The sequence below is a fragment of the Lichenihabitans psoromatis genome (assembly GCF_004323635.1).
Lineage (GTDB): Bacteria > Pseudomonadota > Alphaproteobacteria > Rhizobiales > Beijerinckiaceae > Lichenihabitans > Lichenihabitans psoromatis.
Window position 1 is genome coordinate 4,186,463 of sequence record NZ_CP036515.1, and the last position, 26,308, is coordinate 4,212,770.

General features: G+C 62.7%; 27 protein-coding genes. 18 read left to right on the forward strand and 9 right to left on the reverse strand.

The window, feature by feature from the left end; genetic code table 11:
- Window positions 1-3: 3 nt before the first annotated feature.
- The 6 genes from gnd to pgl are packed head-to-tail and all read left to right on the forward strand — an operon-like array spanning window position 4 to window position 5,770.
- Window positions 4-1,026: a phosphogluconate dehydrogenase (NAD(+)-dependent, decarboxylating) gene (gnd, locus tag EY713_RS19575; RefSeq protein ID WP_131118370.1), complete on the forward strand. Its 1,023-nt coding sequence runs from the start codon at window positions 4-6 to the stop codon at window positions 1,024-1,026.
- The gene (gene zwf, locus EY713_RS19580) at window positions 1,026-2,633 is read left to right on the forward strand and encodes a glucose-6-phosphate dehydrogenase (protein ID WP_131118372.1); all 1,608 of its coding nucleotides are present in this window, start codon (window positions 1,026-1,028) and stop codon (window positions 2,631-2,633) included. Before gnd ends, zwf begins: the two co-directional genes overlap by 1 nt.
- The gene (locus EY713_RS19585) at window positions 2,630-3,502 is read left to right on the forward strand and encodes a Cof-type HAD-IIB family hydrolase (protein ID WP_245572797.1); all 873 of its coding nucleotides are present in this window, start codon (window positions 2,630-2,632) and stop codon (window positions 3,500-3,502) included. The genes zwf and EY713_RS19585 overlap by 4 nt, the downstream gene beginning before the upstream one ends.
- The gene (locus EY713_RS19590; protein WP_165491198.1) at window positions 3,499-4,344 is read left to right on the forward strand and encodes a Cof-type HAD-IIB family hydrolase; all 846 of its coding nucleotides are present in this window, start codon (window positions 3,499-3,501) and stop codon (window positions 4,342-4,344) included. The genes EY713_RS19585 and EY713_RS19590 overlap by 4 nt, the downstream gene beginning before the upstream one ends.
- Before the next feature lie 5 nt (window positions 4,345-4,349).
- A complete protein-coding gene (rpe, locus tag EY713_RS19595; RefSeq protein WP_131118374.1) occupies window positions 4,350-5,012 on the forward strand; it encodes a ribulose-phosphate 3-epimerase in 663 nt (220 codons plus the stop codon).
- A 23-nt stretch (window positions 5,013-5,035) separates the two neighbouring features.
- Window positions 5,036-5,770, forward strand: a complete 735-nt coding sequence (gene pgl / locus EY713_RS19600; RefSeq protein ID WP_131118376.1) for a 6-phosphogluconolactonase — start codon at window positions 5,036-5,038, stop codon at window positions 5,768-5,770.
- Between the two features lie 27 nt (window positions 5,771-5,797).
- On the opposite strand, the gene EY713_RS19605 is transcribed toward pgl, so the two are convergent.
- A complete protein-coding gene (locus EY713_RS19605) occupies window positions 5,798-6,541 on the reverse strand; it encodes an ROK family protein (protein ID WP_131118378.1) in 744 nt (247 codons plus the stop codon).
- 232 nt (window positions 6,542-6,773) lie between these two features.
- On the opposite strand from EY713_RS19605, the gene EY713_RS23395 reads away from it, so the two are divergent.
- Window positions 6,774-7,880, forward strand: coding sequence for an energy transducer TonB (locus EY713_RS23395; protein ID WP_131118380.1), 1,107 nt, complete (start codon window positions 6,774-6,776; stop codon window positions 7,878-7,880).
- Window positions 7,881-7,898: 18 nt separating this feature from the next.
- Here the strand turns inward: EY713_RS23395 and EY713_RS19615 are convergent, their stop codons facing one another.
- Window positions 7,899-10,814 (reverse strand): EAL domain-containing protein, encoded by a 2,916-nt coding sequence (locus tag EY713_RS19615; protein ID WP_131118382.1) that lies wholly within the window; start codon window positions 10,812-10,814, stop codon window positions 7,899-7,901.
- 105 nt (window positions 10,815-10,919) lie between these two features.
- A complete protein-coding gene (gene hutG / locus EY713_RS19620; protein ID WP_131119976.1) occupies window positions 10,920-11,756 on the reverse strand; it encodes an N-formylglutamate deformylase in 837 nt (278 codons plus the stop codon).
- 205 nt (window positions 11,757-11,961) lie between these two features.
- On the opposite strand from hutG, the gene EY713_RS19625 reads away from it, so the two are divergent.
- The 5 genes from EY713_RS19625 (at window position 11,962) to metW (ending at window position 17,069) form a co-directional block, all read left to right on the forward strand.
- Window positions 11,962-14,007: an FUSC family protein gene (locus tag EY713_RS19625; protein ID WP_131118384.1), complete on the forward strand. Its 2,046-nt coding sequence runs from the start codon at window positions 11,962-11,964 to the stop codon at window positions 14,005-14,007.
- Window positions 14,008-14,031: 24 nt separating this feature from the next.
- Window positions 14,032-14,250 carry a DUF1656 domain-containing protein gene (locus tag EY713_RS19630; protein WP_131118386.1) on the forward strand — a complete coding sequence of 73 codons (219 nt, stop codon included), beginning with the start codon at window positions 14,032-14,034 and terminating at the stop codon, window positions 14,248-14,250.
- A complete protein-coding gene (locus tag EY713_RS19635; protein WP_245572798.1) occupies window positions 14,243-15,172 on the forward strand; it encodes an efflux RND transporter periplasmic adaptor subunit in 930 nt (309 codons plus the stop codon). Before EY713_RS19630 ends, EY713_RS19635 begins: the two co-directional genes overlap by 8 nt.
- A gap of 92 nt (window positions 15,173-15,264) precedes the next feature.
- Window positions 15,265-16,431, forward strand: a complete 1,167-nt coding sequence (metX, locus tag EY713_RS19640; protein ID WP_131119981.1) for a homoserine O-acetyltransferase MetX — start codon at window positions 15,265-15,267, stop codon at window positions 16,429-16,431.
- Window positions 16,428-17,069: a methionine biosynthesis protein MetW gene (gene metW / locus EY713_RS19645; RefSeq protein ID WP_425374324.1), complete on the forward strand. Its 642-nt coding sequence runs from the start codon at window positions 16,428-16,430 to the stop codon at window positions 17,067-17,069. Before metX ends, metW begins: the two co-directional genes overlap by 4 nt.
- A gap of 31 nt (window positions 17,070-17,100) precedes the next feature.
- Here the strand turns inward: metW and EY713_RS19650 are convergent, their stop codons facing one another.
- Window positions 17,101-17,727, reverse strand: a complete 627-nt coding sequence (locus EY713_RS19650; RefSeq protein ID WP_165491199.1) for a DUF4142 domain-containing protein — start codon at window positions 17,725-17,727, stop codon at window positions 17,101-17,103.
- A gap of 275 nt (window positions 17,728-18,002) precedes the next feature.
- On the opposite strand from EY713_RS19650, the gene EY713_RS19655 reads away from it, so the two are divergent.
- Together EY713_RS19655 and EY713_RS19660 are read left to right on the forward strand one after the other, a co-directional pair.
- A complete protein-coding gene (locus tag EY713_RS19655; protein ID WP_131118392.1) occupies window positions 18,003-18,689 on the forward strand; it encodes a LolA family protein in 687 nt (228 codons plus the stop codon).
- Between the two features lie 122 nt (window positions 18,690-18,811).
- Window positions 18,812-20,218: an FAD-binding oxidoreductase gene (locus EY713_RS19660; protein WP_131118394.1), complete on the forward strand. Its 1,407-nt coding sequence runs from the start codon at window positions 18,812-18,814 to the stop codon at window positions 20,216-20,218.
- Here EY713_RS19660 and EY713_RS19665 read toward each other — a convergent pair.
- The 3 genes from EY713_RS19665 to EY713_RS19675 are packed head-to-tail and all read right to left on the reverse strand — an operon-like array spanning window position 20,193 to window position 21,492.
- Window positions 20,193-20,825: a hypothetical protein gene (locus EY713_RS19665; RefSeq protein ID WP_131118396.1), complete on the reverse strand. Its 633-nt coding sequence runs from the start codon at window positions 20,823-20,825 to the stop codon at window positions 20,193-20,195. The genes EY713_RS19660 and EY713_RS19665 overlap by 26 nt on opposite strands.
- On the reverse strand, window positions 20,822-21,256 hold the full coding sequence (locus EY713_RS19670) for a hypothetical protein (protein WP_131118398.1): 435 nt from the start codon (window positions 21,254-21,256) through the stop codon (window positions 20,822-20,824). The genes EY713_RS19665 and EY713_RS19670 overlap by 4 nt, the downstream gene beginning before the upstream one ends.
- Window positions 21,253-21,492 (reverse strand): GcrA family cell cycle regulator, encoded by a 240-nt coding sequence (locus tag EY713_RS19675; RefSeq protein ID WP_131118400.1) that lies wholly within the window; start codon window positions 21,490-21,492, stop codon window positions 21,253-21,255. Before EY713_RS19675 ends, EY713_RS19670 begins: the two co-directional genes overlap by 4 nt.
- Before the next feature lie 135 nt (window positions 21,493-21,627).
- On the opposite strand from EY713_RS19675, the gene EY713_RS19680 reads away from it, so the two are divergent.
- On the forward strand, window positions 21,628-22,200 hold the full coding sequence (locus tag EY713_RS19680; RefSeq protein ID WP_131118402.1) for a helix-turn-helix domain-containing protein: 573 nt from the start codon (window positions 21,628-21,630) through the stop codon (window positions 22,198-22,200).
- A gap of 4 nt (window positions 22,201-22,204) precedes the next feature.
- Here EY713_RS19680 and EY713_RS19685 read toward each other — a convergent pair whose 3' ends face one another.
- Entirely contained in the window at window positions 22,205-22,912 is a 708-nt protein-coding gene (locus EY713_RS19685) for an acid phosphatase (RefSeq protein WP_131118404.1), read from the reverse strand.
- Between the two features lie 157 nt (window positions 22,913-23,069).
- Between EY713_RS19685 and EY713_RS19690 the strand changes: the two genes are divergently transcribed.
- Window positions 23,070-23,891, forward strand: coding sequence for a WecB/TagA/CpsF family glycosyltransferase (locus EY713_RS19690; RefSeq protein ID WP_245572799.1), 822 nt, complete (start codon window positions 23,070-23,072; stop codon window positions 23,889-23,891).
- A gap of 7 nt (window positions 23,892-23,898) precedes the next feature.
- Here the strand turns inward: EY713_RS19690 and EY713_RS19695 are convergent, their stop codons facing one another.
- Window positions 23,899-24,741 (reverse strand): SDR family NAD(P)-dependent oxidoreductase, encoded by an 843-nt coding sequence (locus EY713_RS19695; RefSeq protein ID WP_165491200.1) that lies wholly within the window; start codon window positions 24,739-24,741, stop codon window positions 23,899-23,901.
- 200 nt (window positions 24,742-24,941) lie between these two features.
- Here EY713_RS19695 and folD point away from each other — a divergent pair, with 200 nt between their 5' ends.
- On the forward strand, window positions 24,942-25,826 hold the full coding sequence (folD, locus tag EY713_RS19700; protein ID WP_131118409.1) for a bifunctional methylenetetrahydrofolate dehydrogenase/methenyltetrahydrofolate cyclohydrolase FolD: 885 nt from the start codon (window positions 24,942-24,944) through the stop codon (window positions 25,824-25,826).
- Between the two features lie 155 nt (window positions 25,827-25,981).
- Entirely contained in the window at window positions 25,982-26,290 is a 309-nt protein-coding gene (locus EY713_RS19705; protein WP_227401030.1) for a hypothetical protein, read from the forward strand.
- Window positions 26,291-26,308: the final 18 nt, after the last annotated feature.

A 26,308-nucleotide genomic window follows, 5' to 3' on the forward strand; every position in this document is an offset into this window, starting at 1 on the left:
CGCATGCAATTGGGAATGATCGGACTTGGCCGCATGGGCGGCAACATCGTTCGGCGGCTGCAGCGCGAGGGCCACCAGTGCGTCGTCTATGATCGCGCTGCTCCGGCAGTCGACGCTCTCGTGGCCGATGGCTCGATTGGAGCCACCTCGGTCGAGGATCTGGTCTCGAAGCTCACCGATAGCCCGAAAGCCGTTTGGGTCATGTTGCCGGCCGGGGCGATCACCCAGGCCACCGTCGACCAACTCGCTGGGCTGCTCAAGAGCGGCGACACGATCATCGATGGCGGTAACTCCTTCTACAAGGACGACATCAAGAATTCTGAAATGCTGGCCCCGAAAGGGATCACGTTTGTCGACGTCGGCACCTCGGGCGGTGTCTGGGGTCTGGAACGCGGCTATTGCATGATGATCGGCGGCAGCAAGGATGCGGTCGATCGCCTCGACCCGATCTTCAAGACGCTGGCGCCCGGTCGCGGCGACGTCGGTCGCACGCCGGGGCGCGAGAAGCTATCCGATAATCGCGCCGAGGAAGGCTACATTCACGCTGGTCCGACGGGGGCCGGCCACTTCGTCAAAATGGTCCACAACGGCATCGAATACGGGTTGATGCAGGCCTATGGCGAGGGTTTCGACATCCTCAAGAACAAGAACTCGCCGGATCTGCCCGAAAATCAGCGCTTCGACCTGAACCTCACCGACGTTGCCGAAGTTTGGCGGCGCGGCAGCGTCGTCTCGTCATGGCTGCTCGATCTGACGGCCTTGGCGCTGACCAGCAGCCCGGATCTCGCGCATTTCTCGGGTCATGTAGCCGATAGCGGCGAAGGTCGCTGGACCATCGACGCAGCCGTCGAGGAGGCCGTTCCGGTTAACGTTTTGGCCGCCGCCCTCTTCGCCCGGTTCAGGTCGCGCGAAGAGCACACGTTTGGCGAGAAGATCCTGTCGGCCATGCGGTTCGGCTTCGGCGGTCACGTCGAGACGGGTCTGCCCAGCAGCGCCGCAGCAAGCTCCAAACCGGGAGCCAATTGATGGCGGACGCCACCGACAACACGCCGCCGGCCGCGATCAGCCCGGCGACAGTGAAGAAACCGGGTCCCTGCACGCTGGTGATCTTTGGCGCCAACGGCGATTTGACCAAGCGGCTCGTGACGCCCGCGCTCTATAATCTGGCGCTCACCGGCTTGCTGCCCGACAATTTTGCGATCCTTGGTATCGACCATAACGGCAAAGACGATGTCGAATGGCGCGGGCATCTGACGGAAGCCATGCAGAGCTTCGTCGGCGGCACCGGTGAGTTCGAGCCGGCCAAAATCGACGCGAAGGCATGGTCCTGGCTCACCGACAGAATGTTCTATCTGGTTGGTGATTTCGAAGATTCGAACACCTACACGAGCATCAAGGACAAACTCGCCGAGATCGAAACGTCGAACGGCACGGCCGGCAACGTCATCTTCTATCTGGCGATCGCCGATCGTTTCTTTGGTATTGTCGTGGATCAACTCGGCAAGGCGAAGCTCGTCGACACCGAAGAGGGCGAGCAGAACGCGTGGCGTCGTGTCGTCATCGAAAAGCCGTTCGGTCACGACCTGCAGACCTCGCGCGATCTCAACAAACGCATCCTGCAATCGCTGAACGAAGACCAAGTTTATCGGATCGATCATTTTCTCGGCAAGGAGACGGTCCAAAACATCATGACGTTCCGATTCGCAAACGGAATGTTCGAGCCGTTGTGGAATCGGGACCATATCGATCACGTTCAGATCACCGTGGCCGAGACGGTCGGGGTCGAGGGACGCGGATATTTCTACGAGGCGACAGGCGCGTTGCGCGACATGGTGCCGAACCATGTGTTCCAATTGCTATGCATGACCGCCATGGAGCCGCCGACCTCCTTCGCGGCCGATGCAATCCGATCCAAAAAGGTCGATGTGTTCGCGTCGATCAAATCGGTGCAGCCGGGCGACGCGGTTCGCGGCCAATATGACTCCGGCAGTGTGCTCGGCAAAGCCGTGCGTGCGTATCGGACCGAGCCGAACGTCAACCCCTATTCCGATGTCGAGACCTATGCGGCGCTTCGGCTCGAAATCGACAATTGGCGTTGGGCGGGCGTACCGTTCTATATCCGGACCGGTAAATACATGACCCGCCGGACCACCGAGATCGCCATCCGCTTTAAATCCGCACCGACGAGCTTGTTCGAGGATACGGATGCGAAATCGATGCATCCAAATTGGCTGGTGATCCAGATCCAGCCGGACGAAGGCATCTCGATGCAGTTCGACGTTAAACAGCCGGGCCCGGTCGTCGATCTGAAATCGGTGAAGATGAACTTCTCCTACAGCGACTGGTTTCCGCCCCAACAGAATGTCGGCTACGAAACGCTGATCTATGACGTCATGCTCGGCGATCAGACCCTGTTTCAACGGGCCGATCAGGTAGAGGAAGGCTGGCGGATCGTGCAGCCGGTGATCGACGCCTGGGCCAAGCAGAAGCCCGACGACTTCCCCAACTACATCGCCGGCACGGCAGGCCCCGCCGCGGCGGATGCTCTGCTGGCCAAAGACGGCGGTCGCAGCTGGCGCCCGGTCGCAATCGACCCGGGTCCGAAGAGCCTTGTCCCGGGGAAGGCTTCGTGAGCCGCGATCAACATCCCCGGCAGCCGATTGCCCTTGTGGTGTCGGATATCGACGGCACTTTGGTGACGAAAGCCAAGGTGGTGACACCCCGCGCCAGGGCCGCGATCGCGCAATTGAAGCAGCGCGGCATCGGGTTCAGCGTCGCCAGCGCCCGTCCGCCCGTCGGCTTGCGGAGTATTGTTCAATCCATCGGGATCGAGGTTCCGGTGGGCGCCGTGAACGGCGGTGCGATCATCCGCCCAGACCTGACGATCATCGAACGACTGATCCTGCCGATCGACGCGGTCAGGACGAGCGTGTCGATGTTGCGTCGGCAGGGTATCGATGCATGGCTGTTCACCGACGACGAGTGGTTCTGCCGCGACCCGAACGGCGCGCATGTCGACCATGAGGCAACGACCCTCGGGCTGCGGCCGACGATCGTCGAGGAGTTCGACGATGCTCACATGTCACGCACGTTGAAGATCGTGGCGGCAAGCCACGACCATCCGCTGCTCGCCGAATGCGAGGCGATCCTGCAAGCCGAGCTTGGCGGGTCGGCCCTCGCGACACGCTCGCAGAGCTATTATCTCGACATCACCAATGCGGCCGCCAACAAGGGCGCGGCGGTGCGCGGGGTGGCGCGCAATCTCGGTGTGCCGCTCGATCAGGTGTTCACGATCGGCGACGGCTACAATGATACGCCGATGTTCGACGTTTCTGGCTTCAGCGTCGCCATGGGCAATGCGACCGATGCGGTCAAGCACATGGCCAATGTCGTGACGGATACTTGCGAGAACGAGGGCTTTGCCAAAGCCATCGAACGCTACGTCCTCAACATTCCGGTCGATGCGGTGGCACCATCCTACGAGGGGAGCGTCCAATCATGACAGCCGACACCATGCCGAAGGGCAAGATCGCGGTCCTGTTGGCCGATGTGGACGGGACACTCGTGACTGAGCAGAAGGTGCTTACCGAGCGCACCATCGCGGCCGTCAAAGCGCTGAAGCAACACGGCATCGCCTTCGCGGTCACTAGCGGCCGACCCCCGCGCGGCATGGCCATGCTGATCGAGCCGCTTGCTCTTGAAACGCCCATCGCGGGTTTCAACGGCGGCGTGTTGATCAACCCCGACATGTCCGTCGTCGAAGCCAAGACGATCGCGCCAGACGTGGCCCGCGCCACGTTGAAACTCATTCTCGACCACGGGATGGACGCTTGGGTCTATACCGCGGACGATTGGTTCATTCGCGACGCCAAGGCGCCGCATGTCGAGCGCGAGACCTGGACGGTCAAATTCGAGGCCAAGGTGGTGGCGACATTCTCGGACGACGCGCTCGACCATGCGGTCAAGATCGTCGGCATCAGCGACGATCGCGATCTCGTAGCCAAAGCCGAGAAGGATGCCCAGCAGGCCTTCGGCGACAAGGTCTCGGCAGCGCGGTCGCAGCCCTACTATCTCGACGTCACCAATCCAGACGCCAATAAGGGCACGGTCGTCGGAACCTTGTCCAAGCACCTCGGCATTCCGCCCGAGCAATTCGCCACCATCGGAGACATGCCGAACGACGAGTTGATGTTCCGCAAAAGCGGCTTCAGCATTGCCATGGGCAATGCCAGCGACGACGTGAAGAGCCGAGCCAGCGCCACGACCGATTCCTACAACGACGAGGGCTTCGCCAAGGCCATCGAAAAATTCCTGCTCGGCGCAACCGACCAGGGTGGACATTGAGAGACATGAAGCAACTGCTGATCGCGCCCTCCATTCTTTCGGCAGATTTCGGCCGCCTCGGCGAGGAGGTCGCCTCGATCGATCGAGCCGGCGCGGACTGGATCCACGTCGATGTCATGGACGGGCGTTTCGTGCCCAATATCACGATGGGTCCGGTCGTGATCGAAGCGGTTCGTCGCGCTACCACAAAGCCGCTGAACGTCCATCTGATGATGGTCGAGCCCGAATTGATGCTGGAGGATTTCATCAAGGCGGGCGCCGATCACGTCATCGTTCAGGCGGAGCCAACCTCGACCATCCATCTGCACCGTCTGTTGTCCCGCATTCGGGAGAGCGGCAAGAAGGCGGGCGTCGCGCTCAACCCGGCCACGTCGCCATCAGCGATCGAATATGTGCTGCACCTCTGCGACATCGTCCTGGTCATGACCGTCAATCCCGGCTTCGGGGGTCAGCAGTTCCTCCCCGAGATCCTGCCAAAGATCAAAGCCGTCCGAGCCATGGCGGCCAGTCGCGGGCTCGATCCGCATATCGAGATCGATGGCGGCATCAACACGCAGACGATCAAGGCTGCGGTCGAGGCTGGTGCCGATGTGCTCGTCGCGGGGTCGGCCATCTTCGGACATCCCGATTACGCCAGGGCGATCGCTCTGCTTCGCGACGCGGCCTGAGCGTTCAGGCAAGGAGAGACGATATGGCTGACACAAGCCTGAGTGCGGGTGTTCTGACGACGTTCGAAAACCCGACCGTTCTGGCCGACGAGGTCGCCGGGTGGCTGCTTCGTCTCGCGCTCGAGGCCGGCGACCGGTTTGCGGTCTGCCTGTCGGGCGGATCGACGCCGAAGACGCTTTATGAGCGGCTGGCACAAGCCCCGTTCCGTGAGGAGTTCCCGTGGGCCAAGACGCATTGGTTCTTCGGCGACGAGCGCTTCGTGCCGGACGGCGACAAGGACAATAATTTCACCATGGCGTCGCATGCGTTGCTGTCGCATGTGCCTGTACCGAAGGAGAACGTCCACCGTATCGTGACGGAGGTCTCCTCGCCCGAGCAGGCCGCCTCCGCCTACGACGCGGAACTCCGCCGCTACTATGGCGCCGAGACGCTCGACGCGGATCGTCCGTTATTCGACGTCAATTTCCTTGGCCTCGGACCCGATGGGCATACCGCCTCGCTGATTCCAGGCCAGCCGATTCTTGAGGAACGATCCAAATGGGTCGCGGCGGTTTCGCAGGGACGTCCTGAAGTTCGGATCACGCTCACCTACCCGCCGCTCGAAAGCAGCCGTCACATCGCCCTTCTGGTGACCGGGAAAGCCAAGAGAGACATGTTGGCCCATGTCCGGTCTGGCGCCACCGATGTTCCGGCCGGCGGCTTGGCGACCAAGGGCCAGGTGCATTGGTTTACCGATCGCGACGCGATCGACGGCTGATGGGGCCGATAACGCTTGTCGCCCGTCTCAGGTTGGAGAGGGCGACAAGCCGTCGGCATCGTCGAAGCCGGCCCCGTCTCGCCACAGGGCAATGCCACCCGTGATCCCCGCCGCATTGTCGACGATCGTGACGTTGTCGGGCAGCGATCCGTCGATCTTCGACGCGTTTCCCCCGCCAATATAGAGGCGGTCGTAATGCACGAGATCGCTGACGATCTGGATCACTTTGTGGACCCGTCGGTTCCAGCGCTTCTTGCCGACATCGGCGAGCGCATCGCGGCCCACGTAGCTGTTATACGTATATTTCTTATGCACAGCGTGATGCGCGAATTCCATATGCGGCGCCAGAACCCCGTTCTGAAAAAACGCCGTCCCGGCCCCCGTCCCAAGCGTCAAGACCGCCTCGATGCCCTTTCCCGACACCACGCCGAGCCCCTGGATATCGGCGTCGTTCGCGAGCCGCGTGGGTTTGTGCAGCGTCTGTGCGATGCCTTGCGCCAGATTGTAATTCACCCAGTCCGGACCCTCGAAATGCGGTGCCGTCAACACATGCCCGCGCCGGACCGCGCCGGGGAAGCCGACCGAGACGCGATCAAAATCCGGTAGGCTCGCGATCAGGGCCGAAATCTCGCTCAGCAGCAACGCCGGTGTGAGATCGGTCGGCGTCTTGCGCCAAGCCTTATCGTGGATCATCGCGCCGTTCTGATCGAGAACCGAGGCCTTCAGGCCCGTTCCTCCGATATCGATCGCCAGCGTCCGAAGGTCACTCATGTCTCGGCCTCGTTCAAAGCCGGCCCGAAGGCCTGCGTCGTTAGACGCTATCGTTAGAGCACAATGGGTGACGAGGGAATGTCACGTCGCATCATCGATATGGAAAGACTTGTGTTTTGCCCGAGCGCAGCTGCTCTCAATTTGAGCGTGAGGCGGTCGATCTTCGATCGGAAGGTCGCGGCCAACGAGCCATTGTTTTCATTTCACCACAATCATCCTATGTCAGTCGTCCATGCTGACGGGTGATCTCAGAGCCATCAGAGAGGATCGCCTTGACCTCTCGATCTTTTCGGCCGCGCCGGCGCTGACCGATGCGCCGGAGCATCTGTTTGTGGCGCCGGTTCCCGAGGCGCGCACCTCGAGGCTCACGCGCCTTGTGTCGAGTACGACGATCTCGGCCATCGTTCATCTCGCCTTGGTGGTGGCGTTCGTGATTTTGTGGAGGGCCATGCTGGTGGATCTGACCTCCTCCGAACCGATATCGGTCGAGGTGGTGAAATCGATCCCGGGCGAGTCGAGCACATCTCCCAGCTTTCCGGAAGCCAAGCCGGAGCCAAAGCCAGCAGCGGTTCAGCCGGAGCCGCCCAAGCCAGCAGCCGCTCAGCCGGAACCGCCCAAGCCGGAGGCTCTTCCGCCCGTTCCTGGAACGACCCCGTCTCAAACCGCCGAACCGAGTAACACCGACGGCAAGGATGCGGTCACCTCGAAGCAAGACGTCAAGGCACCCGTGCTTGTCGCGCCGCCTCCAGAACCGACGCGCGCCGAGACCCAGACCGACAAGAACGAGCCCGCCAATCTGTCCGAGGACAAACCCAAGGATCCCGCTCCGCCGCAGCCCGTTAAGGCGCCGGATGCGCCGGCGGTGTTGACATCGCCACAGGCCGACACGTCTGTGCCGGCACCCGCCAGAAATCCAGAACCGGCGGAGCGCAAGCCTCCGGTGGCGCCAAGCCATCAGAGTTCCACCGATCAGACCGCTCGGCTAGCAGCCGCGCTGCCGATGAGCGCGATTGGCTTGCCTTCGACATTCCGCGCCATGCTGTCGTCGGCCGGCCAAGCCGAGAGTCAGGAGTATAAGGGTGTTGTGTATGGCATGTTGGGGCGCGAGCAGCAGCTCATCGAGCAAGCGCGCGCCAAAGGTCTCCGAGGTCAGGTGATCCTCGCGTTGACGGTCGGGGATACCGGCGCGGTCGACCGCCTCGCCATCATCCAGTCGAGCGGTCAGCCTGAAGTCGACGCGATGGCGTTGGATCTGGTTCGCAAGGCCGCCCCCTTCCCGGCCCCACCGCCCGGCACGACCCGATCGTTCAATCCGGCCCTGACGTTCGGCGAGCAATAGACACCGAGGGCAACTCGGCTACGACAGACCGGTCTTTCGGCTTGCGCCATCATCATCGAGCACGAAAGGCGCGGATGCGATCAGGATATCGATTTCCGTGGCAGACCGGGGCGAACTGAACAGATAACCCTGGCCCTGATCGAAGCGGAGCGTCTGCAGGTGGTCGCGCTGCTCCTCCGTCTCGATGCCCTCCGCCACGATCTTCATGCCGAGGCTGTGGGCGAGGCCGAGGATCGCCCGAATGATGACATGGCTTTCCGCGTTGAGGCCGATGTCCCGGACAAAGCTGCCGTCCATCTTCAACCGGTCGAACGAGAAGGAGCGAAGATAGCTCAACGACGAATAGCCGGTTCCGAAATCATCGAGCGCGATGCCGATGCCGGCTTCGCGCAGGCGGTAGAGCATCGCCACATTGCCGGCATTCTCGACCAGCAGCACACTTTCAGTGATTTCGAGTTCGAGCCGCTCCGGCGGCAGCCCCGAGTCCCGCAGCGCACTCACGATGGTGTCGACGAACATCGGGGCGCGGAACTGACGTGGCGAGATGTTGACCGACAGACGGATATGCGCGGGCCACGCGGCGGCGGTGGCGCAGGCCTTCCGCAAGACCCACAAACCGAGCGGCACGATCAAGCCGGTTTCCTCAGCCAGCGGAACGAACTCGGCCGGGCTTACATAGCCGCGCTCGGGATGCCGCCAACGCAGCAAGGCCTCACAGCCCGCGATCTCGCCGCTCGCGAGATTGACGAGAGGCTGATACGAGATCTCGAATTCACCGTCGACGAGGGCGCGGCGAAGATCGCGCTCGAACGCCCGACGCGCCTGAAGACGCGAGTTCATGCTGGCTTCGAAAAACCGAAACAGGCCGCGACCATCTTCCTTCGCGCGATAAAGGGCGGTGTCGGCGTTCTTCAGTAAGGTACTCGGATCCGACCCGTCACGCGGACCGAGCGCAATCCCGATACTGACGCCGATCGTCAGTCGATGCCCATCGATGTCGAACGGCATTCCCGTCAGGTCGACGACCCGCTCCGCCAGGACCACGACTTCGTCGGCGCCCGTCACCCCGGTCTGGATGATCGCGAACTCGTCGCCCGCAAGCCGTGCCACGAGATCGACCTGTCGAACGGTCGACAACAGCCGCTGGGAGACCCGCTTCAGCAAAGCATCACCGACCGCATGGCCGAGCGTGTCATTGACGGCTTTGAATTGATCGAGATCCAGGTAATGGATCGCAACGGCCGCTTGCGTCCGAGCGCTCAGCGCGAGCGCCGCCTCCAGCCTTTGCTGGAACAGGATGCGGTTCGGCAGGTCCGTCAAAGGGTCGTGATGCGCCATCCTGACCAGTTTGGCCTCGAGATCCCGCCGCGCCGTAATATCGTCCGCGAGCCCAAGCACGAAGCGAACGGCCCCGCCTTCCCGATCCGCGATCGGAACCTTCTTGGTCCGGATCAAGCGCTTTTCGCCGCTGCTTCGGGTGATGGTCTCTTCGAAGATCTGCATCACGCCGGCTCGCAAGGCCTGTTCGTCCTGGGCGATGAAACGCGTGGCTTGATTGGGGTGGAATAACTCCCAATCGCTTTTGCCGATCGCCTTGTCGCCGTCCTGACCGCTCAGTTCCATACAGGCCCGGTTGAAGAGGACGTAGCGCCCCCCATTCTGCATGTCCTTGGCATAGACACTGGTCGGAATCGCATCGACGACGCTGTTGAGGAAAGCGCGCGTGTGGCGAAGATCGGCATCGGCAACACGCTGTTGTGTGATGTCGCGGAGAACAATCAACTCGGCTGGCTTGTCATCGAACGTGAAGGCGCGGCTCGTCATTTCGACCTGGCGCAGACTTCCGTCGGCCCGCTTCAGCGACCACACCGGCATGTTTCCACCCAGCGCATCCGGATCGAGCGCGATGGCTCGAAGCACATGTCTCGCGCCGGCTGCGTCGATATCGGCCATGGTGAGGCGCATGAACTCGTGGCGCGCATAGCCGTAAAGATCCAAAGCCTGTTCGTTGACGGCGAGAATCCGATCGTCGGAGCGGTCGGCCACGATCATCGGCATGGGATTGATGTCGAATAATTGGCGCAACGATCCTTCACGCGCGCGGCTGTCGGAAATATCGGTCCACAGACCAATCATGCCGCCCGTCGAGAGGCGGCGCTCCTTGATCCTCATCCATCGTCCGTCAGCAATCTGGCAATCGATCGCGGAGGACGCCGTGCGATGCAGGGCCATCCGGGCCTCGATCCAGTCCTCGTCATAAAGGGTCGGATGCTTCACCCAGTCGCGCGCCGCCACCCGCAACATCTCGGCGAACGGGAGCCCAACCTTCAGGACCGGAACGATCGGCCCACACAATTCCTCGTAGAGCAGGTTCCACATAACGAAACGATCGTCCGCGTCGATCACGGCAACGGCGGCCGGGATCGCCTCGATCAAGGCTCGCGCGGCGTCATCTGGTGCGAAACCCGGATGTTGCTGGCGCGCGCGGCCGACAGGCGAAGGCACAGCTTCACCAAGTTGCAACGCGATGAGCTCTGCGAAGCCGGACATGAGGTCGTTGTCGGCGGTGCCCGAACGGTCGCCGCCGTGATGATCCGCGACGCCAAGCCACCAATCGCCTCCATCCGCCACGATCGGCCTCCAAGCGACGATCGCGAGCCGCTGCCCTTCGACCAGACACGACAAGGAATTCGGATCGGCATCGTCGAGGTCGAACGATACGACCGACCTCGCGGCTTCCGCGTCCCATGACGCCGCAAGGGTTGACTTGGCCCCAAGGCGTCGGATCAGAAAGCTGTAGCGCCGCGCCATCGCGGTACAAACGAGTCGCAAGACGATCGCAATGTCGGCTCGGCCCGCGATTGTCTCGATATCGGCGGGCCACGCGGTCTGCGTGTCTTTCAACTGTATCCGGGCGTGCAGATCAGGTTGCATGGGTGCTGCCTCTACGCGCTAACGTAGCAAATCCGCGTTACGGGTTCATTGATCCTATGCGCGATAAAGGACGGTAATTTGCGGAAAGAGCGACATGATCTCGGCTCAGTCCTGACGTCCAGCGATGGCGAAACCGAGCGATGTCTTAAGAACGCGCCGCAAGACGGAACGGATAGGTGCCGCGAAGCTCTCGTCGTAGGGCGGCGGCCAAGCGCCCTCGCTCACCGGCCCCGGTTCCTCGCGCAGATAACCCCGACAAGCCAATTCCATCTGGATCGCATGGACGCCTGCCCCCGGCCGACCGTAGCGACGCGTGATGAAGCCGCCCTTGAACCGGCCGTTGGTGACGCGGTCAAAGCCGGACGCGTCACAGGCAGACTCAACCGCCTGCGTGAGGGCTGCATCGCAACTTGCCCCCGAATTGGTCCCTATGTTGAAATGCGGCAGTATGCCCTCGAACAACCGTGGGACCAGCGACCGGATCGAGTGGCAATCATAGACGACGACGCGATCATGCGACCGTTTCAGCCGTGCGATCTCGTCGGCGAGCGCGGCGTGATAGGGGTCGAAATAAAGACGCTGCCGTTCTGCGGTCTCGTCCGAGCGTAAGTCCGCGCCGGATCGATAGAGAGCTTCACCGTCGAAGGTCGTCACCGGGCACAAGTCCGTCGTGGCTTGCCCGGGGTACAGGGAAACGCCGGATGGATCGCGGTTGACGTCGATGACGGTACGCGACATCGAGGTGTGGACGACCGTCGCGTCGAGGTCGGACGCGAAATCATAAAGCTTGTCGATCCACCAGTCGGCATCTTTGCGGGCCAACCAGGGAGAAACGAGCCGGGGCACGAGATTGTCAGGCAGGTCCGTTCCAGTGTGCGGAAGGCTGACGAGCAACGGCGCGGTCCCGCGCGTCACCCTGAGCCAAGCGGAATTCGAGTCCATCATCGCTCCTCGGCCCATAACAACGACCGTCCCTCTCCCGATCTGATAGCCGAGATCGCCCGCACGGGAAACATGGCAAAGATCAGCGCCGCGCATCAACCCTGTCGACGGGCGCGCGCCGAACCGGTAGACGGTCTAAGACCATTGGAGGCCGGCTCGGAGACGCTGTGACGCAAGCGGCCCGTGCCTGGCGGGAGACATAGTGATGGCCGATACGGCGGAAGCGCCGTCGCACCTCCGTCCCGAGCGCATCCGTGATGCCGTCGTGGCGACGGCCCCAGCGCTCCTGTTCGGGCTGCGGCTCGCCCTCGGGGTCTCGCTGGCGCTCTATCTCGCGTTTTTCCTGCAGCTCGACAATCCAAGCTGGGCCGGCACGTCGGCCGCCATCGTGGCTCAGCCGGTGCTGGGCGCATCGATGCGGAAGGGCGTGTTTCGGCTGGTCGGAACGATCATCGGCGCGATCGCGACGGTCGCTTTGACGGCCGTCTTTCCGCAGGACAGAATGGGGTTTCTGCTCGGCCTTGCGCTTTGGTGCGCCGCCTGCAGCTTCGTGTCGACGGTCCTCCGCAACTTTTCGGCTTATGCGGCGTTGCTCGCCGGCTACACGATGGCGATCATCGCCTCGAGTTCGATCGCCGCGCCGGATCAGGTTTTCACCCTCGCGGTCGCGCGCGCCGCCGAAATCAGCCTCGGGATCGCCTGCGGCATGGTGGTCATGTCGGTGACGGATTTTGGCCATTCGCCTCGTCGGCTTGCCGCCTCCGTCAGTGCGCTCGTGGCTGATATCGGCGCCGGCGTCGTCGATCAACTGCGCGGTCTCAGCCATCTTGACCGGCGGGATCTTCAGACGCGACGACGAGCGTTGCTGAAGCGGGTGGCGGCACTCGATCCCTTGATCGACCAGACGATCGGTGAATCGCCCGGCATCAGCCATCGACGCAGCACATTACGGGCTGGGATCACCGGTCTTTTTCTTGCGCTGTCGGCGTGGCGAACGATTTCGGTTCATATCGACAGCCTCGAACCAGAGGAAGGCCAACGGCAAGCTCATGCCCTCCTCAAGCATTTGCCGCCCGACCTCGGCACGCTTTTGCCGCAACGGGCGGAGGACCCGACGGCCGCCGAGGATCTGGTCCAACGCTTCAAGACCTGGGAAAGCGCCGCCGCGACGTTTCGGGGTGCGGATGGGGCGGTGTCGACGTCGCGGCTCGGGCTTGACCGGATCGCTTCCGTGCTCGAGGGCCTGAACCGAGCCGTCAATGTCGAGATCCTGCTGACCGACAGCCGCCGTGCCCGCCCGATCGTTGCGGTGCGTCAACGCTTGATCTCGGATGTCCTGCCACCGCTCGTCAACGCTCTCCGGGTCTTCGCTGCCTTGAGTGCGGCGTCGATGGTTTATGTCCTCACCTCGTGGTCGGCCGGACCGACCTTCATCACCTTCGTGGCCGTTACGGTTATCCTTCTATCGCCGCAGAACGAGCAAGCCTCGAGCGCCATCATCGGTTTTGCGGCCGGCAGCGTGCTCACGGCGGCGCTCGCGGCCGTCATCAAATTTGCGGTGTTGCCTAACCACGAGGGCTACGGCAGCTTCGCGGCCATCATCTTTCTCGTGCTGGTGCCGCTGGCAGCTCTCTCGACGAGACCAGCACTTGCGCCGGTCCTGATCCCGGCCACCGTCAATTTCATCCCCCTGCTCGGGCCCACGAACCTGATCAGCTACGATATGCAGAGCTTCGCCAATTCGGCACTGGCCATCATGGCCGGATGTATCGGCGGCGCTGTCGTGTTGCAGGTGATGCCACCCGTGCCACCGGCGACGCGGACACGGCGCCTCGTGGGCTTGACCCTGGCCGACCTTCGCGCCCTCGCTCGCCATCCCGGCCACCTGTCGCCGGATCGCTGGCGAAGCCGCGTCTTCGCCCGCATCGTCGCGCTGCCAGCCGACGCCGATCCGGCCGATGGATCGAGCATGCTGGGAGCGCTGACGGTCGGGCTGCAGCTCATGGACGTGCGGGAAACCTTCGCTCGATTTGAGCTCGATGTTGCGGCTGTCGAGGCGGTCGAAGCGGCGGTATCGAAGGGTGATCTTGCCGATATCCAGAGCGGCCTCGACACCCTACGTCGAGTGGTTGCCGATCGGTTCGGCGATGCCGATGACAGCGTGGCAATCTCGAGGCTCCTGGCTGCTTTTCGTGAAATCGGCGAGACCATCACGAATTACCGCGATTATTTTGGAGCCGTGATCCGATGAGTGTCTCCCCATGAGGATCGCCCGATGAGCTTCGTGGAGATCGATCTGTTCGGCGTCTATGTGGCCCCGATCGCGCCGATGATCGTGCTGGCCTATGTGATCCTCTTCGTCTTGCGCCGAATTGCCGGACATTTCGGCTGGTTCGATGCCATCTGGCATCCAGGCCTCTTCGAATTCGCGCTCTACCTCATCATCCTGTCATCCATCGTCCTCGTCGCCGCGAGCCTGCATGCCCATGTCTGATCGATCAACCACGGCGAGCACTCCCGCCACCAGCGCCAACGTCCCACCGTACCGCCTTCGCAGCGTCCCGATCATCGTGACGCTCGTTTTGGTGCTCGTCGCCTGTGGGCTCACCTACGCGATGTGGCAGGCCTATATGGGGGCTCCCTGGACCCGGGATGGCAGCGTCAGGGTCTATGTGGTGTCGCTTGCGCCTCAGGTTTCGGGGCAGGTCGTGGCTCTTCCGGTGGCCGACAACCAGTACGTCCATAAGGGCGATCCCCTGATGCAGATCGACTCGCGCGACTATGAGATCGCCGTCAAGCTCGCCGAGGCCACAGTGGCACAGGCGGCGGCCGATGCTCAGAACAAGGTGGCTGAGGCCAAGCGTCGAGCTGGTCTCTCCGACCTCGCAGCGACCCCGGAGGAACGCGAGACCTACGCGTCCAGCGCGCAAGCGGCCGAAGCGGTGCATCAACAGGCGTTGGCCAATCTCGATAAAGCGAAACTCAATCTGCAGCGCACCGACATCCGCTCGCCGGTCAATGGATGGGTCACCAACCTGCAGGTCCGACAGGGCGACTATGCGACGATCGGGACCAGAGCCGTATCGATCGTCGACGCCGATTCCTTCTGGGTCGACGGCTATTTCGAGGAGACGAAGATCGCGTCCATCAGGGACGGCGATCCGGCGAAGGTCTGGTTGCTGGGCTATAAAACCGTGATAAACGGCCATGTCGACAGTCTGGCGCGCGGCATCGTCGTGGCCAATGCGTCGCCCGGAGGCAATGGCATCGCCGACGTCAACCCGATCTTTACCTGGGTGCGCTTGGCACAGCGTGTGCCGGTGCGCGTGCACCTCGACGATGTCCCCTCCGATATTCGGCTCGTGGGCGGCATGACCGCGACCGTCGAAGTCCTCCCAAAGGCGAGGGAGCCCTGAGGCGCCGATCGCCGTTGACAGATTTAGCGGACGATCCTATGTGACGGACAACGCGTTCGTCAAAGAGAACGCGCGAGGATCGCGCCGTGGGATTGCACACCGCCAGCTTGAACGGACATCGAAGCGAGGCAGATGCGCCGACCAGCCTTGTCGTGACCTTCCCGGCGGACCGCCCTCTCATCACCGATGCGGGCGGCACGGTGTCGCCTCTAACGGTCGCCTATCAGACCTACGGGACCCTCAACGCAGACCGGTCGAATGCCATTCTGGTCTGTCATGCTCTGACGGGCGATCAGCATGTCGCAAACGTGCATCCGGTCACCGGTAAGCCCGGATGGTGGCGCGCCATGGTGGGGCCGGGTAAACCGATCGATACGGACCGGTTCTTTGTCATCTGTTCCAATGTCGTGGGGGGCTGTCTCGGCTCAACGGGCCCCGCCTCGATCAATCCAGCAACCAGCAAAGTCTTTGGGCTGGACCTCCCCGTTATTACGATCCGCGACATGGTACGGGCCCAATCGATGCTGATCGATCATCTCGGCATCGACACGCTCTTTTGCGTGGCGGGTGGCTCGATGGGCGGCATGCAGGTCCTCCAATGGGCGGCGCTCTACCCGGATCGTGTCTTCTCGGCCATGCCGATCGCCACGGGGGCGCGGCACTCCTCGCAGAATATCGCTTTCCACGAGGTCGGACGCCAAGCCATCATGGCCGACCCGGATTGGCGCGCGGGGCGCTATCTCGAAGAGGGAACGCGACCCGAAAAGGGATTGTCGGTCGCCCGTATGGCGGCCCATATCACCTATCTGTCGGATCAAGCGCTGCATGCGAAATTCGGCCGTAAGCTGCAGGATCGCGCCGCCCCCACCTTTTCGTTCGACGCCGATTTTCAGATCGAAAGCTACCTTCGCTACCAAGGACGCAGCTTCGTCGAGCGGTTCGATGCCAATTCCTACCTTTATATGACCCGTGCTATGGATTACTTCGATCTTGCAGCGGATTACGGCGGGAGCCTCGCGCAAGCCTTCAAGGGAACCCGCACCAGGTTCTGCGTCGCCTCCTTCACATCCGACTGGCTGTTTCCGACCTCCGCATCGCGCGCGATCGTCCACGCTCTGAATGCGGGGAGCGCCTCCGTGTCCTTCGTCGAGATCGAGACCGACAAAGGCCACGATGCCTTTTTGCTCGATATTCCGGATCTGCTCGCGACCTCGCATGGCTTCATCACCGCGATGGCGCGAGCACGTGGGCTGGCATGATGGATCAGCGGCCGAATAGCGTCGCCCAGGCGAAAGCCGCGGGCCGCAGCGATCTTCTGCTCGTGGCCGATATGGTGGACCATGATAGCCGCGTCCTCGACCTCGGCTGTGGCGATGGCGCTCTGCTGAGACTTCTCGCCGATACACGCAACGTCGACGCGCGCGGGTTGGAAATTTCACAACGCGGGGTCAACGATTGCGTCGCCAAGGGGCTTTCGGTCATCCAGGGCGATGCCGACACCGACCTCGCCGACTACCCGGACGACGCCTTCGATTATGTGATCCTGTCGCAGACCATCCAGGCTACACGGCACCCCAGGCTCGTTCTCGAACAGATGCTCCGCATCGGCCGGCGCGCCATCGTGTCGTTTCCGAATTTCGGCCATTGGAAGGTTCGGCTGGAAATCGGAGTGCATGGGCGGATGCCGGTCTCCGGCAACCTGCCCTTTTCGTGGTACGAAACCCCCAATATCCACTTTTGCACGATCCGCGATTTTCTCACTCTCGTGACCGAGATGGATGCCAAGGTCGAGCGCGCCATTGTGCTCGACCAGTCTGGGACGCCGATGCGGACAGGCGCGTCGTCGTGGATGTGGAACCTGCTCGGCGAGCAGGCCGTCATCATGCTCCGGCGATAATGGCCCAGCCGTTTCGGCCGGACCATTCGGGTTAGCCGATCTGTTTGCCGATATCGCTGAGCAGAACGAGGTGCTCGGTGATCTGTCCTTTGGCGAGCTTCGCCATGTTGGTGGCGTCGAGATTGTCGGCGACCTTCAGATAGGTCTCTTGTATCTCAAGCAACTCCCGGTGCCCTTCAACCTGCGCCTTGACGTAGGCGCGCTCGAACTCGACACCCGCCCTCATGTCCCGCAGTTTTTCGATCGCGGCCTTACCCTTTGCGTCGATCGCCCCCATCAGTTCGGCATCGGTCGGCGTCGCGACGTCTCCCGACGGCGGTGCGCCCGGCATCATCATGGCCTTGAGAATGCTGGCGATCGTCTCCTGTTCGGCGGTTTCAAAAGCGACGAACTGCTTCAACATGGCCTGACGAACCTTCGGGGCCGCGATACGGCACGCCAGCAGTGACAGGGAGCCGACCGCCATCGTGCGCTTCAGGTGGGTCGTCGCAGCATCCGACAAGCTTATCGGAGGCGCCATCTTCATGGCTGGAGCCGGGGCGAGCGGAGCAGTCGGCGCTGCGGCTGGCGTATCGGTGGCGGGGGCCGGGTTGGACTGCGCGAGAGCGGGGCCGGCGGCCAGTGCCGCGATCCCCACGAGAACGAGACGGCGTTCCATGGTCATCTCCCAAAGATCAGGCCATCTGCGAACGAGATGGCGCACGAAAAACCCGGTTTGCCGTGATTTGTTGCCGTTGCCGCTCGACGTCCGCCACGTCACATCCGCGCAGTGCCCTATTATCAGCCTAAGACCCACGGATTGTTTTTGGCATTTGTCGTCCGACACGGCGCGTCGGGTCTCTCTTCCCAAACAGGCGGCCGGACCATAGTCTCACAAATGCCACAGGGGGTGCCTATCGCCTCTCCCGGACCCGCTACGAAAGTTGTTCGCGCATGATGATTCGCATTGCCTCGGTGACGGTCGTTTGTTGTTTCGTCGCCGCCGCGCCCCTGCATGCGGAAAGCGGACCGTTGCAGCTCCAGCCGAGCAAAAAGGCGCCGTCGAATACGGCACCGGCGCGTCAGGTCTCGACCCTGACACCCGCAGAGGTCGTCGCAAAGGCCAACGACTATCTCAACGGCGCACAGACGATGGTCACCGATTTCGTGCAGATCGGTGCCGATGGCCGTCGCACCGATGGCAAGCTCTACGTGGCCAAACCCGGTCACATGCGGTTTGCCTATGCGGCGCCGGCGACACTCGAAATTGTCGCGGACGGCACGTCGGTCGCCGTCATCGACCGGAAGCTGCATACGCAGGATCTCTACTTCATTAGCCAAACGCCGCTGAAATTCCTGCTCAATGATCATATTGATCTGGCGCAGGACACGAAGATTTTGGACGTCACCAGCGACGCGACCGGCGCCTCCGTCGTCGTTGAGGATCGGGCAACCTTCGGCGGCACGTCGCAAATTCGTCTTAGCTTCGACCGCGATCCGTTCCGTCTCAAGCAATGGACCGTGACCGATCCGCAAGGCTACGAAACAGTGGTCTCGCTCAGTGACGTCGACCTTGCGACGCGGCCGGATCCGGCGACCTTCCGGATCAGCACCGAGCGCATGTTGAATTCCAAGAACTAAGCCCGCCGACCAGGGGTGGGACCTCGTGTGGCCTTGAGCAAAACCCGAGGCCCGCCTAAATGATTTTGGGAGGGCAGCGACCGCTGCACGGGGCAAGCGCTGGCCGAGGAAAGATCCTGATCATGCTGGCCGCCGCCGAACTCGTCGAGCAACTGGCCGCCATCGTCGGTGCGGCACATGTCGTCACCGATATCGACATCATGGCCCCTCATCTCGTTGAGCCGCGCGGTTTGTATCGCGGCTCGGCTGTTGCCGTGGTTCGACCGGGCACGACGGCCGAGGTCGCCGCAATCCTGGCGCTTTGCCACAAAACCCGGACGCCCGTTGTGCCGCAGGGCGGCAACACAGGTCTTGTCGGCGCGCAGGTCCCTTTCGAACATGGCGGCGAAGTTGTGCTGTCGTTGCGGCGGCTCGACCGGGTGCGGGAGGTCGATGCGATCTCAGGCGTCATGACGGTCGAGGCGGGTGTGACACTGGCGCGCGTGCAGAGCGTTGCCGAAGATGTCGATCGCTTGTTCCCGCTGTCGCTCGCCTCGGAAGGCTCCTGCACGATCGGAGGCAATCTTGCGACGAATGCGGGCGGCACGGCCGTGTTGCATTATGGCAATGCCCGCGATCTGGTCCTCGGCCTCGAAGTGGTGCTCGCCGATGGCCGCGTGCTGTCCGGGCTGAACAAGCTCCGCAAGGATAATACCGGCTATGATCTCAAGCACCTGTTCATGGGACAGGAAGGCACGCTGGGCATCATAACGGCCGCGAGCCTCCGGCTCTTTCCCCGCCCCCGCTCGCGGGAGACGGCCTTCATCGGCATCGCTGGTCCGGATCAGGCGCTCGCTTTGCTGGCCCTCGCGCAATCGGCCGCAACCGTCACCACCTTCGAGCTTGTTCCCCGCATCGGCATCGATCTCGTGCTGACCCATACGACGAGCCGCGATCCGCTCGCTGCTCCCCATGCCTGGTACGTGTTGCTCGAGATCAGTTCGCCCGAGCGCCGCGACCTCATCGGCACCCTCGAGGCTCTCCTCGCCGACGCGCTGGATCGCGACTTGATCGAGGATGCGGCGATCGCGGCCTCGCTCGATCAGCGGGACGATTTCTGGCGCATCCGTGAGGATCTGTCATCCGTGCAGGGCAAGGAAGGCGGCTCGATCAAACACGACGTGTCGGTCGCGGTCGCCGATATCCCATCCTTCATGGCCGAAGCCGAAGCCGCCGTTTTGGCCCGCATGCCGAATGTGAGAATCGTCGCTTTCGGTCATGTTGGGGACGGCAACCTTCATTATAACTTGTCGCAACCGAAGGGCGCTGACAAAGCCGCCTTTCTGGGCCGCTGGCATGAGATGAACGCGATCGTGCATGGCGTCGTCGCTCGCTACAACGGTTCGGTGGCGGCCGAGCATGGTGTCGGCCGCCTGAAGCGAGAGTTGCTGGAGACCGTGAAGGATCCAGTCGCCCATGCGGTGATGCGCGCGCTGAAAGCCACGCTCGACCCCCGCGGCATCCTCAATCCGGGGAAAGTTCTCGGCTGACCCCCGTTGGGCGCGGACCGCCACTGCGCCGCGTCGAGCCCTGGGTTCCCCAAAAACAACAGAGCCGATCGAGCGCTTCCCGCAACCGCTCGATGACGAGCGCCTCGGCTGTTCGGTCGTGGCTCGTGTCGGTCACCAGCCGGCGGAGGTCGGCGGCACATTTTCCCTCGATGACAAAGCCGATCAACACGGGAAGCAGCCGCGCCCCGACGATCTCGCAGGCGGCACGGTAGGCATCGCGATGTTTGAGAGCCGCTTCGGTCGGTGTCGAGGCGCCTGCTCCGCCTGTGCCGTCGACGGTCTCACGTGAAAAGTCGAAGGCTGTCAGCGCGTCGAGACGGCCGAGGTGCCAATGCCGACGGAACCGATCGCCGGCCAGCCAGAGAACCCCATTTCGGGTCTGATCGACCCGATCGAGACATTGCCGGTTTCGCAACACGTCGAACGGATCGGCGATCAACCGCACACCACGCGGATCGACCGGAGCGTCCCCCCGACCCATCGCGCGGCTCAAGCGTTCCGGCGTTGCATCCTCGAAGCCCAGCGCCACCTTGCTGATGCGCTGCGATCCTCCCAGCGACACGGACGCGCGTTTTGCTTTGCTCACGATGTGGCTCCCTTCAGGGTTTGGTCAACTTGCCCCAAAGCGCGTCTCGCCTCAGCCACGCTGCGGACGACCACATAGGGAATGTCACGATGGCGGCAGAGATGGCCGAAGGCGACATGGTCGTGCGACAGCCGTTCGGCCTGCGTCCGGATCTTCAGACAGAGGCTTCGGCCACCCGGGAAGAGCAGAAGTAAATCCGGCGTTCCCCCTACGAAAGCGGGAACGGCGCGATGGCCGGCCGGTCTTGCACGGTCTGGTTGTGTGAAGGGGCGGATCGTCAAGACATGCGGTGCTTCAGCGGCCAGGATCCGAAGCACCTCCGCCTCGATCGTCGCGGCATTGGCGGGCTGCATCGTATCGAGACCGAAGCTGCGTCGCCGTCCGGGTGAGCCTGCGCCGACGCTCGTCGAGAGGATGGGAGGCGCGGTCATCGGGGCGCTCGGGTGCGGCTCGCTGACCAGTGGGTGGCACAATAGACGCCGCGGACCCGGGTTTGACTGCAGAACCGGAAGGTGGGATCAGCGACATCGCCGATCGGCCATCGGCAGTCCCGGGGCAAGAGGACTTCGACCGCCAAAGCGGCAGGGTCCATGTAAGTGGCCCAAGACAGGGAGGAACTCGGTGGGAGGGGAGCAGGGGCGGAGGATCCTGGCTGAACGGCTGACATGTCATGTTCCCATATGAGGCAAGAAACACGACATATGTATACAACTTAAGGTTGTAAATAGCCCATATAGGGTCTGGCGCTTTTTTTCTTTGTTCCCTATACGTACACACCTCACGCGGATGAGGCGACACAATCATGGCAAACAACTTGCGCGTGCTGCGTGGTGCTCGAGGCTGGTCGCAGGAAGATGCCGCGTCGGCTCTCGGCACGACGCGCAACCAATATGGCAAGCTCGAGAATGGCACCCGGCGCCTAAGCGATAAGTGGATCGAGCGCGCGGCCGAAGCTTATGGGATCGATGCGGGAGAGATCGTCCGTGGCAAACCGATCGTGGTACCGATCGCCGGTTACGTCGGAGCGGGTGCCGAAATGATCCTTTTTGCGGAGGGTCAGGGAAACCTCGGCGAAGTTGCGGGTCCGGACGGCACCTCCGACCGCACGATCGCGGTCGAAATCAAAGGCGAAAGCCTCGGTCCCTTTTTCAACGGTTGGCTGGTTCTCTTCGATGATGTCCGATCACCCGTGACGGACGATCTGATCGGCCGGCTCTGTGTCGTCGGCCTTATGGACGGCCGTGTGCTTGTCAAACGATTGATGAAAAGCCGCGGCCCGTCGTCCCTGTTTCACCTCTATGGGCAATTCGGCGACCCGATCCTCGATATTGCGGTCAAATGGGCCGCCCCCGTCAAAACCGTCATGCCGCGATGATGGCTTACAAACCAAGGGCGGTCCTGAGTTCCGTGCGTGCCGCCTCGTAATCGACCTGGAATTGAGGTTGCTTCATCGCAAAGGCCGCAATGACCGAGCCTGCGATCCGACCCATTTCGATGTCGGACGGGAAATGCATCCCGGCCACCAGCCGGTTCTCGGCATAGGTCCAGGCGCGATCCATGATGACGGTGCGCTTCTCGGGGAGCATATCGCCAAGGGCAATTCCCATCAGCGTGCCGAGCGCGGCATGTGAAGACGGCCACGAGCCGGATGTCGAGAGCTTGACGACCGGCTTGATGAGATCACTGACCATATGCGGCCGGAGCCGAGCGAAGGCCGTCTTGGCCGGATCGACGACGGCGTTATCGGTCGCGACGAGCCGCGCGAAAAGTGTCGCCGTCTTCGGCAGGTTTTCGGCCGTGAACTTCGGCCCGATCACGTCGGCGAAGCGCCAGACCTCCTCGACAGCATCGGCCTGCGCCCGTGACACCATATCGGCGTTGCGGCTGACCTGGATGACTAATAATTCCCCAAGCTCGCCCTTGGTGTCGGCTGAATCGGCTGCCGGCGGAGAAGGCAGGATCATCAAAAGATCGACGGTATGGTTGTCAAAATAGGGCGCCGCGCTGAACGGCGCGTTGGTCTCGGCGCGCGCCGGAACGCTTGCCTGCAGCATCAAGGCCAACAACAGGGACATCAAGGCGCGCATCGCAGCTCCGTTCGCTTCCGTTTGCCGATCATCGGCAGGACGGCACTAACCATCCGCAGAAATCGACGTCATCAAGGCCTTCCGCCACGCTTCGTTTCGAGGCAAGGAGGGGTTGCACCATTCTGCGACCTTATCAGCTTACTTCGGATGTCTACGAATGGCCCTGCCGGCATCGACGCGCGAGTCCCAGGCTCAGCTCAACACCGGATCCGACGCGATCGCCGGCATCGCGATCCGCCAGCTCGGCGGCCTCCCGATTGCGGTCATGGACCGCGCCGAATCGGCCCTATTGCTTGACCGGGCCGGCGCACCCGACCGACCACTCGGCCGCCGGCCCCTCTATGTCACCTCGGCCAATGGTGAGGTCATGTCGCGTGCGGCCTCCGAACCGGCGATCCATCGCCTCTTCGAAGCCGCCGACCTCATCCACGCCGATGGTCAGGCCATGGTGGTTGCGTCCCGTTATGTCGGCGCCCCGCCTCTGCCCGAGCGCGTCGCCACGACCGACCTGTTCCACGACGTTGCCCGTCTGGCGGAACGCAGCGGCACGAGTTTCTATCTCCTTGGCGGCACCGCCGAAACCATGGCTCTCGCGGAAGCCGCCATCCGAGCCGCTTATCCGGCCCTCGTCATCGCAGGCGCGCGGAACGGCTACATCGAAGCGGCAGACGAGGATGCGGTGGCGGCCGAGATCAATCGCCTCCGGCCCGGCATCTTGTGGATCGGCATGGGAGTGCCGCGCGAGCAGTCTTTTGCGACCCGTCATCTCGACCGGCTGACCGATGTCGGTGCCATCAAGACATCCGGCGGACTTTTCGACTTTCTCTCCGGCCGACGGACGCGCGCGCCGCAATGGATGCAGACCGCCGGACTTGAATGGCTGTATCGGACGATGCTCGAGCCGCGTCGTCTCGCCGTGCGCTATCTCACCACGAACCCGCATGCGGTCTATCTGATGCTGCGCCGTTCGGGGCGATGAGCCTGCCTTAATCCGGCAGACCGGCGAGCTTCATGCTCGCAGTAAAGAGCGCGGCGGCCGCAGCATCATCCCGGGCGGGCGGACGGGCTTCGATCACGGCACAGCGATCGAAATATTCGCCGGTGATGCCCGCCACTTTGCGCGACGCCGCGAGATAGATCAACGTTTGAGCCCCCTGCTCCGGCGTGATCGCGAACGTCTTGACCGCGCGGGCCAGAAGCGCGAGCCAGCCGCCGCTGTCATCGCCGAAGCGCGTTGCGACGACGCCGGGGTGAAAGCAATTCACGGTGATGCCCGTGCCGGCCCACCGCCGCGCCAGCTCGCGCGTAAACAAGATGTTGTAGAGTTTCGATCGGCCGTAAGCGAAGGGGCCGCTATAATTTTTCAACGACTGCATGTCGGCCGGGTTGAACCGCTGACCGCGATGCGCCGCCGAGGCGGTGTTGACCACGCGCGCGCCTCCGGCCGCCTCGAGCGAGGCCTTCAGCCCGAGTGTCAAAACCAGATAGGCCATGTGGTTGGTCGCAAAGGTGCGCTCGAGACCGTCCTCCGTGATCTGACGCGCTTTGAACATGGCGCCCGCGTTGTTGGCCAGGACATGCACGATCGGCTCGGCCTCTGCGATCTCGGCGCCGACGCGCTTCATGTCGGTCAACCGCGACAGGTCGCCGAGGTGAAGTCGGTGCGTCACGTTCGGGTTGGCGGCTGTCAGTCGCGCCATCGTGCGCGCGCCGCGGGCGGCGTCTCGTGCCACGACCACCACCTTGGCGCCGCGCCGTGCCAGCGTTTCGGCCGCGACAGCACCGAGACCGGAGGTGGCACCGGTCATCACCACCGTCTTGCCAACCATCGATCCCTGGCGATCCTTCCCATTCGTGGGCGATGCGTTCATTGGGCGTGCTCCCTCGGCGCAATCGGACCGCGCTGCTCAGGTCATGCACCGCATGGAGCAAACCCTTGCGCATCGCACTCCGATGCCTGTAATCCATCGCAGTTGCAACGGCTTCGGCTCTGCGTCACGACGTCCATACCCATCAGGAGACATGCTTCATGTCGGCGCGCATCATCGACGGCACAGCTTTCGCGGCCACGCTACGCGGTAGGGTGCGGAACGGTGTAGAGGCGCTGGTGCGAAGCCATGGCGTGGTGCCCGGTCTCGCGGTTGTTCTTGTCGGCGCCGATCCGGCCAGCCAGGTCTATGTGAAGAACAAGGCGGGTCGGACGGTCGAAGCCGGCATGCGCTCCTTCGAGCATCGTTTGCAGGACACGACTACAGAAGCCGAGTTGATGACCCTGATCGCCAGCCTGAACGCCGATCCGGCGGTCCATGGTATTTTGGTGCAGCTGCCCCTGCCGAAACAAATCCGCGAGAATGCGGTCTTGACCGCGGTCGATCCCGCAAAGGACGTCGACGGCTTCCACCCGATCAATGCCGGCCTGCTCGCAACCGGCAAGCCCGGCCTCGTCCCCTGTACGCCGCTTGCCTGCGTCATGCTGGCAAAAGACGTGCTCGGGTCGCTCGAAGGGCTCGACGCCATCGTGATCGGCCGCTCGAATATCGTCGGGAAACCCGTCGCGCAATTGTTGCTGGCCGAAAGCTGCACCGTCACGATCGCACATTCGAAAACACGGGATCTTGCCGCCGTTTGCGCCCGCGCCGATCTCGTCATCGCTGCGGTCGGCCGCCCCGAGATCGTGAAGGCCGACTGGCTCAAGCCGGGCGCAACCGTGATCGACGTCGGCATCAACCGCGTTGCCGGCGCAGAACTTGGCAAGATGAAGCTCGTCGGTGATGTCGACTTCAAGGCTTGCGCCGATAAGGCCGGCGCCATCACGCCGGTTCCGGGCGGTGTCGGACCGATGACAATCGCCTGTCTGCTGGTCAATACACTCCGGGCCGCTTGCGCGATTGCCGGAGCGACCGCGACCGTCTGATGGTCGAGCCGAGATGTTTTTGGTCGCATGGCGCGATTTCGTGGCACAAAAACGGTACAAACTGGCCTTTAGCTGCGTGCTGAGCTATGAAAAGAGCCGCATGAGACGCATAGATAAGATTGGGTTCGTGCATCCAGCCCCGACGTTCGGAGCCGATGCACGGCCGCGTCGAGGAGATACCGATGGCTTCCGCACGAAACAGTTCACCCGACGCCATGGCAAAAGCCGAGGTTAAATTTCAACAGGTTGCACGCCGCAAGCTCGAAGCCGATCAGGCCATGAAGGACCAGATGATCGCGCGCGAATCCGAGACCAATAAGACCGCGCGTCTTCGTGCGTTGCGTCTGGCCAAGGAAGAGGCGGATCGCGAAGCTGCTGCCGAACTCGCGGCTAACGCGCCGCCGCCCAAAGTTCGCAAGAAGGCAGTTAAAAAGAAGGCTGTCGTGACCGAAACCGCCGAATAAGCGGGTCTTGATCTGGGC

What these genes read in the sequence shown, in the direction of transcription:
- EY713_RS19655 (WP_131118392.1), top strand. Translation starts at nt 18,003, where the DNA reads ATGATGATTCGCATTGCCTCGGTGACGGTCGTTTGTTGTTTCGTCGCC.
- gnd (WP_131118370.1), top strand. Translation starts at nt 4, where the DNA reads ATGCAATTGGGAATGATCGGACTTGGCCGCATGGGCGGCAACATCGTT.
- pgl (WP_131118376.1), top strand. Translation starts at nt 5,036, where the DNA reads ATGGCTGACACAAGCCTGAGTGCGGGTGTTCTGACGACGTTCGAAAAC.
- EY713_RS19670 (WP_131118398.1), bottom strand. Translation starts at nt 21,256, where the DNA reads ATGACCGCGCCTCCCATCCTCTCGACGAGCGTCGGCGCAGGCTCACCC.
- EY713_RS19605 (WP_131118378.1), bottom strand. Translation starts at nt 6,541, where the DNA reads ATGAGTGACCTTCGGACGCTGGCGATCGATATCGGAGGAACGGGCCTG.
- EY713_RS23395 (WP_131118380.1), top strand. Translation starts at nt 6,774, where the DNA reads ATGCTGACGGGTGATCTCAGAGCCATCAGAGAGGATCGCCTTGACCTC.
- EY713_RS19690 (WP_245572799.1), top strand. Translation starts at nt 23,070, where the DNA reads ATGGCCCTGCCGGCATCGACGCGCGAGTCCCAGGCTCAGCTCAACACC.
- zwf (WP_131118372.1), top strand. Translation starts at nt 1,026, where the DNA reads ATGGCGGACGCCACCGACAACACGCCGCCGGCCGCGATCAGCCCGGCG.
- EY713_RS19680 (WP_131118402.1), top strand. Translation starts at nt 21,628, where the DNA reads ATGGCAAACAACTTGCGCGTGCTGCGTGGTGCTCGAGGCTGGTCGCAG.
- metW (WP_425374324.1), top strand. Translation starts at nt 16,428, where the DNA reads ATGATGGATCAGCGGCCGAATAGCGTCGCCCAGGCGAAAGCCGCGGGC.
- EY713_RS19685 (WP_131118404.1), bottom strand. Translation starts at nt 22,912, where the DNA reads ATGCGCGCCTTGATGTCCCTGTTGTTGGCCTTGATGCTGCAGGCAAGC.
- EY713_RS19705 (WP_227401030.1), top strand. Translation starts at nt 25,982, where the DNA reads ATGCACGGCCGCGTCGAGGAGATACCGATGGCTTCCGCACGAAACAGT.
- EY713_RS19615 (WP_131118382.1), bottom strand. Translation starts at nt 10,814, where the DNA reads ATGCAACCTGATCTGCACGCCCGGATACAGTTGAAAGACACGCAGACC.
- hutG (WP_131119976.1), bottom strand. Translation starts at nt 11,756, where the DNA reads ATGGACTCGAATTCCGCTTGGCTCAGGGTGACGCGCGGGACCGCGCCG.
- EY713_RS19660 (WP_131118394.1), top strand. Translation starts at nt 18,812, where the DNA reads ATGCTGGCCGCCGCCGAACTCGTCGAGCAACTGGCCGCCATCGTCGGT.
- rpe (WP_131118374.1), top strand. Translation starts at nt 4,350, where the DNA reads ATGAAGCAACTGCTGATCGCGCCCTCCATTCTTTCGGCAGATTTCGGC.
- EY713_RS19675 (WP_131118400.1), bottom strand. Translation starts at nt 21,492, where the DNA reads ATGTCAGCCGTTCAGCCAGGATCCTCCGCCCCTGCTCCCCTCCCACCG.
- EY713_RS19695 (WP_165491200.1), bottom strand. Translation starts at nt 24,741, where the DNA reads ATGGTTGGCAAGACGGTGGTGATGACCGGTGCCACCTCCGGTCTCGGT.
- EY713_RS19590 (WP_165491198.1), top strand. Translation starts at nt 3,499, where the DNA reads ATGACAGCCGACACCATGCCGAAGGGCAAGATCGCGGTCCTGTTGGCC.
- EY713_RS19650 (WP_165491199.1), bottom strand. Translation starts at nt 17,727, where the DNA reads ATGGAACGCCGTCTCGTTCTCGTGGGGATCGCGGCACTGGCCGCCGGC.
- EY713_RS19635 (WP_245572798.1), top strand. Translation starts at nt 14,243, where the DNA reads ATGTCTGATCGATCAACCACGGCGAGCACTCCCGCCACCAGCGCCAAC.
- folD (WP_131118409.1), top strand. Translation starts at nt 24,942, where the DNA reads ATGTCGGCGCGCATCATCGACGGCACAGCTTTCGCGGCCACGCTACGC.
- EY713_RS19630 (WP_131118386.1), top strand. Translation starts at nt 14,032, where the DNA reads ATGAGCTTCGTGGAGATCGATCTGTTCGGCGTCTATGTGGCCCCGATC.
- EY713_RS19625 (WP_131118384.1), top strand. Translation starts at nt 11,962, where the DNA reads ATGGCCGATACGGCGGAAGCGCCGTCGCACCTCCGTCCCGAGCGCATC.